This window comes from Aneurinibacillus sp. UBA3580 (assembly GCF_002375825.1).
GTDB lineage: Bacteria > Bacillota > Bacilli > Aneurinibacillales > Aneurinibacillaceae > Aneurinibacillus > Aneurinibacillus danicus.
This window is the reverse complement of the sequence record NZ_DFMZ01000066.1, coordinates 456-11557: the sequence shown is the minus strand read 5'-3', so window position 1 is coordinate 11557 and position 11102 is coordinate 456. Positions and strand designations below refer to the sequence as shown.

General features: G+C 50.6%; 13 protein-coding genes. 1 reads left to right on the top strand and 12 read right to left on the bottom strand.

The annotated features are described in order from the left end of the window. Positions 1-655 precede the first annotated feature (655 nt). Positions 656-1531 (top strand): polysaccharide deacetylase family protein, encoded by an 876-nt coding sequence (locus tag B2899_RS10390; RefSeq protein ID WP_286885600.1) that lies wholly within the window; start codon positions 656-658, stop codon positions 1529-1531. Positions 1532-1671: 140 nt separating this feature from the next. On the opposite strand, the gene hisIE is transcribed toward B2899_RS10390, so the two are convergent. The 12 genes from hisIE to hprK form a co-directional block, all read right to left on the bottom strand. Then, a complete protein-coding gene (hisIE, locus tag B2899_RS10385) occupies positions 1672-2328 on the bottom strand; it encodes a bifunctional phosphoribosyl-AMP cyclohydrolase/phosphoribosyl-ATP diphosphatase HisIE (RefSeq protein WP_146812060.1) in 657 nt (218 codons plus the stop codon). Next, positions 2325-3104: an imidazole glycerol phosphate synthase subunit HisF gene (gene hisF, locus B2899_RS10380; RefSeq protein WP_146812061.1), complete on the bottom strand. Its 780-nt coding sequence runs from the start codon at positions 3102-3104 to the stop codon at positions 2325-2327. The genes hisIE and hisF overlap by 4 nt, the downstream gene beginning before the upstream one ends. Position 3105: 1 nt before the next feature. After that, positions 3106-3843 (bottom strand): 1-(5-phosphoribosyl)-5-[(5-phosphoribosylamino)methylideneamino]imidazole-4-carboxamide isomerase, encoded by a 738-nt coding sequence (gene hisA, locus B2899_RS10375; protein WP_146812062.1) that lies wholly within the window; start codon positions 3841-3843, stop codon positions 3106-3108. A gap of 26 nt (positions 3844-3869) precedes the next feature. Continuing rightward, the gene (hisH, locus tag B2899_RS10370; RefSeq protein ID WP_286885595.1) at positions 3870-4493 is read right to left on the bottom strand and encodes an imidazole glycerol phosphate synthase subunit HisH; all 624 of its coding nucleotides are present in this window, start codon (positions 4491-4493) and stop codon (positions 3870-3872) included. Beyond that, positions 4494-5078, bottom strand: a complete 585-nt coding sequence (gene hisB, locus B2899_RS10365) for an imidazoleglycerol-phosphate dehydratase HisB (RefSeq protein WP_170230379.1) — start codon at positions 5076-5078, stop codon at positions 4494-4496. 14 nt (positions 5079-5092) lie between these two features. Then, positions 5093-6367: a histidinol dehydrogenase gene (hisD, locus tag B2899_RS10360; protein WP_286885627.1), complete on the bottom strand. Its 1275-nt coding sequence runs from the start codon at positions 6365-6367 to the stop codon at positions 5093-5095. 6 nt (positions 6368-6373) lie between these two features. Then, complete coding sequence (gene hisG, locus B2899_RS10355) at positions 6374-7021, bottom strand: ATP phosphoribosyltransferase (RefSeq protein WP_146812065.1); 648 nt, start codon at positions 7019-7021, stop codon at positions 6374-6376. Then, positions 7018-8187, bottom strand: a complete 1170-nt coding sequence (locus B2899_RS10350; protein WP_286885592.1) for an ATP phosphoribosyltransferase regulatory subunit — start codon at positions 8185-8187, stop codon at positions 7018-7020. Before B2899_RS10350 ends, hisG begins: the two co-directional genes overlap by 4 nt. Positions 8188-8421: 234 nt before the next feature. Then, complete coding sequence (locus B2899_RS10345; protein ID WP_286885589.1) at positions 8422-8925, bottom strand: acyltransferase; 504 nt, start codon at positions 8923-8925, stop codon at positions 8422-8424. A gap of 10 nt (positions 8926-8935) precedes the next feature. Continuing rightward, positions 8936-9592 carry a pyrophosphatase PpaX gene (gene ppaX / locus B2899_RS10340; protein ID WP_146812068.1) on the bottom strand — a complete coding sequence of 219 codons (657 nt, stop codon included), beginning with the start codon at positions 9590-9592 and terminating at the stop codon, positions 8936-8938. 38 nt (positions 9593-9630) lie between these two features. Further along, positions 9631-10458, bottom strand: a complete 828-nt coding sequence (gene lgt / locus B2899_RS10335; RefSeq protein ID WP_146812070.1) for a prolipoprotein diacylglyceryl transferase — start codon at positions 10456-10458, stop codon at positions 9631-9633. A 20-nt stretch (positions 10459-10478) separates the two neighbouring features. Continuing rightward, positions 10479-11102: HPr(Ser) kinase/phosphatase (gene hprK / locus B2899_RS10330; RefSeq protein WP_286885587.1), on the bottom strand; the 624-nt coding region annotated here is incomplete at its 5' end.

The following is an 11102-nucleotide window of genomic DNA, read 5'->3' as shown; positions in this document are numbered from 1 at the left end:
ACCCCAATGTACGTGGTGGAGGGAACGGATTCGAACCGCCGACACGCGGATTTTCAGTCCTCTGCTCTACCGACTGAGCTACTGCGGAACAGCATGGATGTTGTTCATTCGACGTTGCCGACAAGACGTCGGCGTTCTTCGTTTTATGGGTTATTTTACTCGCGCACATCGAGTGGTGCTGTTCAGTTTTCAAGGAATTCATTCTTTCATGCATCACCGCATTTCAGCGATGACCTTATTATTTTATTACATTTAAAATCCAATTACAAGCACTTTTTAAAAAGTCATTTAAAGCATTGTACTCTAATCATTTTAGCTTTTCAACAGCGATAGTTAGTAATATACCATGTTCATCATTACGAAGCAATCATTTTTCTGCGAAAATCGTGAGGAAAGAAGGAGAGATAGAGGAAAAAAGATCTAAGGAAGAAAAAGGCGGTCGCCTTTTTCCCCATTGAAATCATTGTCTCGTTCTCTCCTCTCTTTTCCTTCTTATCTCAAGAGTCAGCCGCCCTTCCCTCCATTTTCATGCCGGGGTTGCGGCTGAGACGCCATGGTGATTTTCTAGAAATAAAATCCTTTTATTTCTGCTTCATCCTGTTTAAAATCTTTTTAGAAATGAAATAAAAATCGCACGTGGGAGAAGAGGAAGTACGTGGAGAGAAAGAAAAAGGTGCTCATTGTTCTGCTGTCGCTCTTGGCATTTTTTAATGCCGCCGCTTTGTTCAAGACAGTGGAAAAAGTGACCGCACAATCAGATCGTATTCATTATAAAGACAAAGTTATTGTGCTTCTCTACCATCATATTGATGATAAAGAAGACGGCGTTACTATTTCCCAAGAGAAATTTCAAAGCCATATCCGTGCTTTAAAGAAAGAAAATTACCGTTTTATCTCTATGGATGAATTGCTTGCTTTTATGAAAGAGAATAAACCGCTGCCGCCAAACGCCATTCACATTACATTTGATGACGGATACGAAAGCTTCTATACGAGGGCGTATCCTATTCTTCAAGAAGAGCGTGTATCCGCCACAAATTTCATCGTTGTATATTCTTCGGATGATCCTGAAGCCAGGCCGTTGCTTCCCCACCTTACCTGGGAGCAAATGAAAGAAATGAAACAGAACGGTCAAAGCTTTTACTCCCATACGTATGACCATCATCACTATCTTCCAGGTAAAAAAGATGCTCCTGTCATGCACGCATTAGCTCACCCTATATACCTGGAAGAACAAAAACGACTGGAAAATCCGAAAGAATATAAAAAGCGTGTTAAGAATGATATCGCTCTGGCTAACGTCATTATCAACGAGAAACTCGGAGCACAACCCCGTCTGCTGGCTTTTCCTTATGGCGACTACAATGAAACGGTTCTCCAGGCCGCAAAAGAAGCAGGCGTTCAGCTTTTTTTCAGCGCTAGAGACGGCATTAATGACCGAAATACGCCGATTCTATTTCGTATTAACGCCGGAGCTTATGATATATCTGCCAAAGAACTCATTTACAAATTAAAAAAATACGATGAATAAGAAAACTCGCGGGCATTGCCGGTCTTTCCCTCCCTTCGGGCCACACGCTCCATGCGGAAAAAGCAACGGCCGGCACATGCCACGCACGTTTTTCCTATATCATGAAAAGAGGCGCAGCTTTTGCAGCAGCGCCCCTATCATTATTTCGCGTGTCGTTTTGAGAGTTCCTGAAGCACCGCATCAAACGGAAGCTTCTGCTCACGAAGCAGCACAAGCAGGTGAAACAGCAAATCCGCCGCTTCGTAACGAAGCTCATCATGGCTGCGATTTTTTGCTGCAATAATCACTTCGCTGGCTTCTTCACCTACTTTCTTCAGAATCTTGTCTACGCCCTCCGTAAACAGGTACGTTGTATACGAGCCTTCTGGCATCTCTGCTTCCCGTTTCGCAATTAACGCTTCCAGCCGGTTAATGATGTCAAAACGGCTTTCCACGTCTCCATTATCGGCGGAAGGGTTGCCAACAACCATGCCCGCTTCCTCCAGCAAAGAATCGGCAAAACAGGAATATACATTTTTATGACAGGCTGGACCGGTCGGAATCACTTTAACGACCAGAGCATCGCTATCACAGTCGTATAGAATGTCGACAACTTTTTGTACATTCCCGGACGTGGCTCCTTTATGCCACAGTTCCTGACGCGAACGGCTCCAGAACCATGTTTCACGCGTCTCCAATGTTTTGGCCAGCGATTCTTTGTTCATGTATGCAAGGGTCAGCACTTCTTTACTCTGCGCATCCTGTACAATTGCCGCAATCAGCCCGTTTTCATCAAACTTGATGCTCTCCATGTTCATTCCACTATCTCCTCTACCATGCGCATTTCGATGTTTTGTTCATGCAGATACTGCTTCACTTCTTTAATGGACGTTTCTTTATAGTGAAAAATCGATGCTGCCAATGCGGCATCCGCTTTTCCAGCCACAAACGCATCATAAAAATGCTCTTTGGCTCCTGCGCCGCCGGATGCAATAACCGGAATACGTACCGCTTCGGAAACCGCCTTTGTCAATGCAAGGGCAAAGCCGTCTTTCTGCCCGTCACAATCCATACTTGTCAGCAAAATCTCTCCTGCGCCCAATGCTTCTACCCGTTTGGCCCATTCCACCGCATCGATGCCGGTCGCCTGGCGTCCGCCATGCGTATAGACTTCCCAGCCTTCGCCATTTTCACGCGCTTTTGCGTCAATGGCGACCACGATGCATTGGCTGCCGAACACTTCGGCGCCCTCCTTTACCAATTCCGGACGTTTCACAGCCGCCGTATTAACGGATACTTTATCAGCGCCTGCCCGAAGAATACGGCGCATGTCATCTACCGTATTAATGCCGCCGCCCACCGTAAATGGAATCGTAACATTGGCGGCAGTATTCTCAACCACTTCTACCATAGTCTCGCGGCCTTCGTGCGAAGCGGAGATATCGAGAAACACCAGCTCATCAGCGCCTTCTGCGCTGTAGCGCTTCGCCAGCTCCACGGGATCACCTGCATCACGTAGATTTACGAAGCTAACACCTTTTACGACCCGGCCTTCTTTTACATCCAGACAAGGTATGATTCGCTTTGCCAGCATATCAGACTCCCTCCCTAATCCGCTTCAACGCCTGTGGAAGACTGACTCGTTCGGTATACAGCGCTTTGCCAACAATTGCACCGCCTACACCATCACCGGCGTACTGCGCCAAATCCAGCAAATCCTGCTCTACGCTCACCCCGCCGGATGCAATGACATTTTTTCCGGTTGCACGTGCCAGTTGAACAATCGCTTCCGTATTCGGCCCTTCCAATGTGCCGTCCCGTGAGATATCCGTATAAATAAACGTTTCCGCCCCTTTGGCAATCAGCGCTTTAGCCAGCTCTTCTGCCGTCACTTCTGAAGTCTCAAGCCAGCCGTGCGTCGCCACATAACCGTTTCTGGCATCGATACCGATGGCGACTTTATCACCGTACTTCTCCAGAACGCGTTCGGTAAACGGCTGATCCTGAATCGCCGCCGTACCGAGGATCACCCGGCTCACGCCCCCCTGGATATAGCGGTCAATGTCTTCCATGCGGCGCAAGCCTCCGCCAATCTGAACCGGAACGTTCAGTGTCCGGGCAATCTCCAGCACAATTTCGTCGTTAACCGGCTGCCCGGCTTTAGCTCCGTCCAGGTCAACTAAGTGAACCCATTCTGCACCCTGAGAAGCCCACTGCTTCGCCATCTCTACCGGAGAATCGCCATATACTGTCTCCTGGTTATAGTCGCCCTGCAGCAGGCGCACGCACTTGCCGCCGCGAATATCAATCGCCGGATAAATAATGAAACTCATCTCTCTACTCCCTCTCCGTCGCTCGTTTATTTCGTGCGCGCCGTTTCGCACAGCTTCGTAAAATTCTCAAGCAGCTTCATGCCGACCGTACCGCTTTTCTCCGGATGAAATTGCATGCCGTATACGCTCCCCTTGCCTACAATCGCCGGAACCTCCTGATAGTAATCCGCCGTCGCCAGCAGAACCGGACGATTTTCCTCTGTCGGCTGCAGGAAGTAGGAGTGTACGAAATAGACATAGCCTTCTTCTACACCGGCAAAAATCGGATTTTGCTGCAGGAACTCCAGGCGATTCCAGCCCATATGCGGAATTTTATAATCGCCCTGAAAACGCGCTATATGTCCGGGCAAGATGTTAAGCCCTTCATTCTGGCCGTGTTCTTCGCTGCTCTCAAACAGAAGCTGCATACCCAGGCAGATGCCAAGCAGCGGCTTGCCGCTTGCGGCGAACTGACGAATCGGCTCTATCAGACCGAGTTCACGCAGATTTTTCATCGCGTCCCCGAAGGCTCCTACACCAGGCAAAATCGCACCTTCCGTATTCAGAAGCGATGCTGCGTCCGATACAAACGTATACTCATATCCAAGCCGCTCTACGGCTTTGCTTACACTGTGAAGGTTGCCCATTCCATAGTCAATAATCGCAATCATCTATAACATCCCTTTCGTCGACGGGACTCCTTTCACCCGCGGATCAATCGTAGTCGCTTCGTCCAGCGCACGTCCAAGCGCTTTGAATACCGCCTCAATCATGTGATGCGTATTGTGCCCATAGTGCACAATAATATGAAGTGTAATACGCGCTTCAAGCGCCAGCTTCCAGAAAAATTCATGAAACAGTTCCACCGGGAAGTTGCCTACATTGGCGGATGGGAATTCGGCGCGGTATTCCAGATGCGGACGGTTGCTGATGTCGATGATAACCTGTCCGAGTGCTTCATCCATCGGTACAAATACGCTGCTGTACCGCTTGATGCCCTTTTTATCACCCAGCGCTTCGCGAAACGCCTGGCCCAGGCAAATCGCAATGTCTTCCACTGTATGATGGTAATCGATTTCGATATCGCCTTTGGCTTGCACGGTTAAATCGAACTGGCCGTGCTTTGTAAACAGATCGAGCATATGGTTAAGAAAAGGAACGTCGGTCTGTAATTCCGTTTTACCTTCTCCGTCGATATTAAATGTAAGTCGAATGTCGGTCTCATTCGTTTTACGTTCAATAGATGCCTGTCTCATGCTTGCAACTCCCCCTATTTCTGTTCGTTGTCCAGCCGAACCTGAATGGCCCGCGCATGCGCTTCAAGTCCCTCCTGGCGGGCCAGTGCAATAATCTTGGCCCCATGCGCCAGCAAATCCTGCCGGCTGTAAGAAATTAAGCTGGATTTCTTAAGAAAATCGTCCACATTAAGCGGCGACGAGAACCGCGCCGTACCGTTCGTCGGCAGTACATGATTCGGTCCGGCGAAATAGTCGCCCACCGGTTCGGAGCTGTATGGACCCAGGAAAATCGCTCCTGCGTTTTTAATTTTCCCGATATGCGCCATCGGATCTTCCAGCATCACTTCCAGGTGCTCTGGCGCCAGCCGGTTGACCACATCCAGCCCCTGTTCAACGCTGTCTACTACGCAGATTGCGCCATGTTCACGGATAGATGCTTCTGCAATCTCCTTACGCGGAAGTACAGCCAACTGCTGCTCCACTTCCTGCTGTACGGCCTGTGCCAGCTTGCGACACGTAGTCACCAGCACGGCGGACGCCATCGCGTCATGCTCCGCCTGAGACAACAAATCCGCCGCCACATAAACCGGATTCGCCGAGCTATCCGCCAGCACAACGATTTCACTGGGTCCTGCCACCATATCAATGTCCACAAGGCCGAATACTTCGCGCTTTGCCAACGCAACGTAAATATTGCCGGGCCCGACGATTTTATCCACCGGTTTGATGGTCTCGGTTCCGTATGTGAGCGCAGCAATTGCCTGCGCACCGCCTACCTTGTACACCTCTTTCACGCCCAGCTCATAAGCCGCAACAAGCACGCCCGGGTTAACGGCTCCGTCTTTGCCCGGCGGCGTAACCACCGCAATCTCTTCTACTCCGGCCACTTGTGCCGGAATGGCATTCATCAGCACCGAGGACGGATACGCTGCGGTACCGCCCGGAACATACAGACCCACCCGCTGCAGCGGACGGATTAACTGTCCGAGCATAGTGCCAGACTCCTGCGTTGTCATCCAGGATTGACGCATTTGACGGCTGTGGTAGTCACGAATATTGGCAACCGCTTCGCGAATCGCGTCTCGCACTTCCGAATCAATTTCATCCAATGCCTGGCGAAACTCCTCTTCCATTACCCGCATCCCATCAAGCGTAATGCGGTCAAATTGTTCAGTAAAACGAAGCACAGCGGCGTCGCCTTCGTTTTTTACCGCCTGCAGAATCTCAAGCACTGCGGCACGCTGGGTTTTGGTTCCTGTCTCCACATCGCGCCGGGTGGAAAAATTCGCAGCCTCGACAATCTTCATCATGAACTATATCTCCTCCACAATTGAAGCGAATTTCTCGTATATATAATCGACCGCTTCGCTCTTCATCCGGTAGCTGACCCGGTTTGCGATTAAGCGGGTTGTAATCGGCATAATCTCTTCCAGTTCGACCAGCCCGTTCTCTTTTAACGTTCGCCCGGTCGATACAATGTCAACAATCCGGTCGGCAAGACCGATCAGCGGTGCCAGCTCAATCGAGCCATTCAGCTTAATAACCTCTACCTGCTGGCCTTGTTCGCGAAAATACCTGGATGCGACCCGTGGATACTTCGTTGCGACACGGGGCGCGGTGCTTCCGGACGGCTTCCAATCAGGAAGGCCCGCCACAGAAATACGGCAGCGGCTGATTTTTAAGTCCAGTAATTCGTATACGTCCCGCTCCTCTTCCAGCAGCACGTCCTTCCCTACAACTCCGATATCCGCCACGCCGTATTCTACATACGTGGGCACATCAGTCGGTTTGGCGAGGATGAAATCGAGGTTCGCTTCCGGGACCGGAACGATAAGCTTGCGCGAATCATCGAATTCCGGAGGAAGCGGGACGCCGGCTTTTCGTAACAAATCCGCTGCCTCTTCAAAAATCCGGCCCTTCGGCATCGCTACGATAAGCTTTTCTTTCGTATTTATTGTCATGTCGCTTCCTCCCCCGTCAAGTCAATCACTTCTGTATAGGGCGCAGTACTGGCCTGCGTCCATTCTTCCTTACGCTGAGCGATGACTACCGCGTTTTCCCCGGTACGCAGCACTCTCGCTTTCTCCAATGCTTCCGTCCTCTGCGCTGCATGGTAGAGGATGAGGAATTTCTTCGGCCGCGCCGGCTGATAGTCAGCCGCTTCGATAAGGCTGTCCATCTGCACCGCAAACCCCGTAGCCGGGCACGGACGGCCAAACTGCGCCATCAATCCGTCATAGCGACCTCCGGTACAAATAGAGAAACCTTGATTGGCTGCATAACCTTCAAACAGAATACCCGTATAATAATCCAGATTGCTGAGCAGGTTTAAATCCAGCAAAATATATTGCTCTACTTGATACGCTTCGAGCGCTTCCCACAGCTGCCGCAGATTGGTAACGGCTTTGCGGGCCTGTCCGTTAATCGTGATGGCTTCCGCCCGATCCAGCAGATCTTTGCCACCGCGCAGCTTTAAAAGTTCATACAGGCGTGCCGCACCCGCTTCCGGAAGCGCCAGCTCCTTCACATAGTGGCGGAACCCTACATAATCGCGATAGTATAAAAATTCCTTTAGCTTTTCCCGGTCTTCTTTCTTTTCTACAATCTCTTCAAGCAATCCTTCCAGGAAGCCGATATGCCCGACCGCGATTTTGAATACGCCTACGCCCGCCGCTTTCAACACGGAGACGGCCAGCGCAATGGCTTCGGCGTCCGCGTCAACGGAAGACGATCCGAGGTACTCGATGCCAAGCTGTGTGAACTCCGCATTGCGTCCGGCTTCATTCTTCTGCGCCCGGAATACGTTCGCCGTGTACATGAGGCGCAGCGGCAGCGGCTCTTCCTTTAGCAGCGAAGAGGCCACCCTCGCAATCGGTGCCGTCATGTCCGGACGCAAGACAACTGTTTTCCCTTCACTGTCCAGCAATTTGAATAATTTATTATCAAGCGTGGCACTCGCCCCGCCTACCGTATCATAGTATTCAAGCGTAGGAGTCGCAATCTCCCGATACCCCCATTGCTTCATGCAGGCTTTGACCTGTTGTTCCAGCCATCGCTGTTTCTCCAGCACATCGGGAAGTATATCCCGCATGCCCAGCGGCTTCTCAAATCCTAACGGTTTCGACATCCTGCCTTCCACTCCTCGTCTTATCCTTTAGTTCGCTACCAAACTAAAGGATTTTCTTGTTGAGTGTAGTCTAACACTCCCATTTCCATCCGTCAACCACTTACAGCACGCTTTAAAAATTGCAAGCGCTATCAATACAATCACCGTTTCGCTTTTATTATCTGTAATATGCGAATCCGAAAGCAGCTATAGACACGAAAAAACGAACCGGATATTTTCCGATTCGCTCTTCATTCATTTTGGCTGCGTTTCCGGCTGGCGAATGATGCGCATAGGATTGCCTCCGACGAAGGCGCCGGCAGGCACATCCGCATTGACGAGGGTAGCCGCGGATACGACTGCGCCGTCGCCGATGGTAACACCCGGTAAAATCGTCGAGTTAGCCCCTATCATCACACGCGATCCAATCTTCACATCACCCAATCGATATTCGTCAATCAAATATTCATGAGCCAAGATCGTCGTGTTATAGCCGATGATGCTGTTAGAGCCGATAGAAATTCGCTCCGGAAACATCGTATCCATCATCACCATCAATGCGACCGCGGTATTCTCTCCAATCTCCATGCCGAGAAATGTGCGGTACATCCAATTCTTTAACGGCATCCAGGGCGTATAACGGGCAAGCTGTACGACGGCAAAGCACTTGACCACTTTCCAGAAACTCACCGTTTTGTACACCTGCCAGAGAGAATTCGCACCCTGGACCGGGTAGCGTTCGGTCTGTCGTTTCGCCATCCGCCACCTCTTATGCCTGACGAACCGGCTGCTTCACAATCTGAATCAGATCGCGTATATCATTCAGCAAATACGTCGGATCAAACGCGGATAAAAACGAAGCGCCTTTCATGCTCCAGGCAACACCCGCGGAAGCAACACCGGCATTCTGCGCCGCCTGAATATCATATTGGCTGTCCCCTACCATCAGCGTACGTGCCGGGTCGGCTCCAAGTGCTTGCATCGCCTTCTGCACCGGCTCCGGATGCGGTTTATGATTCTTCGTATCCTGATAGCAGACGAATGCATCCATATACGTATCCAATCCGAAGAGGCGCAGGCCCATTTCTGCAGTCTTGCGCTGCTTGGTGGTCACGATGCCCATTTTAACACCCATCTCGGCAAGATCTTCAATTGTCTCCAATACGTTTGGAAACTCTTCTACCAGCTCATCGTGTACCTGCTCATTATGCTCACGATATATCTGCACCAACTCTTCCGCCCGCTCCGGTCCGAACAGTTTCATCTGATCATAGAGCGGCTTGCCCATATGCGGGATAATATCCTCCCGCGTATACTTGCCGGGATAAAATTTCTCCAGCGTATACATAAACGAGGTCAAAATCAAATTATTCGTATCAATTAATGTACCATCAAGATCAAACAACACATACTGATAGCGGTTCATTCCAACCCTTCTTTCCTTCCGGGGAAATTATCTTTTCTTTATTCTTCACCATAACGCTTAGAGGCGTACCCCAATTTCCGTAATACCATCATTATGATTATCGCAAGCGCAATCAACAAAAGGCTAATCACCTGCGCAACGCGCAGCGTATCCGTCAGCATCAAGCTATCCGTACGCAGTCCTTCGACGAAAAAGCGGCCGGCCGAATACCAGATTATATACGTGAGGAACAAATCGCCCCGCCGCAGTTTACCCACACGCCGAATCGTAATCAATACAAAGAAGCCAAGCAAATTCCAGATCGATTCATACAGAAATGTCGGATGATAATACAAGTATGTATTCGTCGTCGGGTCTAGAATATACATCTGATCGATAATAAACTGAGGCAGATGCAGGCTTTGCAAAAACTCGAGACTGACCGGACCGCCGTGCGCTTCCTGGTTCATGAAGTTTCCCCAGCGTCCGATAGCCTGTCCGATAATTAGGCTTGGCGCCACTACGTCTGCCAGCCGCCAGAACGAAATCCTTTTTACGCGCGAGTAGATGTACGCGGTCAGAACGGAGGCAATCAATGCCCCGTGGATGGCAATTCCGCCATGCCAAACCGCGATAATCTCTTCGGGATGAGAGCTGTAATACTCGTCCCAGCGGAAAATGACATAATAAATACGCGCCCCGATAATGGCCGCCGGAACTGCGTACATGACCACATCCATAATCGTCTCCGAGTCCATGCCGACCCGCTTCGCCTCGCGCAGTGCCAGCAGCAAACCGACGAGTGCGGCCGTGCCTAGAATAATGCCGTACCAGTGTACGGATAAGGGCCCCAGTTGAAACGCAACCGGGTCAATCGCCTTTGGCATACTCACCTGTACCTCCCCGTCTAGATGTCTTCCACCGCGTCTTCAATCGTATCGGTCAGCTTCTTGCTAAAGACGACCGCCGCATTGTATCCCATACGCTTCAAGCGGAAGTTCATGGACGCCACTTCTACGATAACGGCCAGGTTTCGGCCCGGACGCACAGGAATCGTAATCTGCGGCACTTCGGTGTCCATAATCTTCATTTTTTCTTCGTCGAGACCGAGCCGCTCGTATACTTTGTTTGGATCCCAGATTTCAAGCCGGATGACAAGCGAGATTCGTTTGTAATTACGAATAGCCCCCGCCCCGAACAATGTCATGATGTTAATAATGCCAACACCGCGGATTTCGAGCAGATGCTGGATAAGCTCCGGCGCGCTGCCAATTAGCTGGTTCTCCTGCGTCTGGCGAATTTCAACCGCATCATCCGCCACAAGGCGGTGGCCTCGTTTTACCAGCTCCAGCGCAGTTTCACTTTTTCCGATCGAGCTCTGTCCAACGATTAGCACACCCATCCCGTACACATCAACCAGTACACCGTGCATTGTCGTCGTCGGTGCCAGACGGCCTTCCAGATAGGTGGTCAGTTTACTGGATAGTTTGGTCGTCGGCAGCGGAGACGTGAGCACCGGAATGCCCCGCTC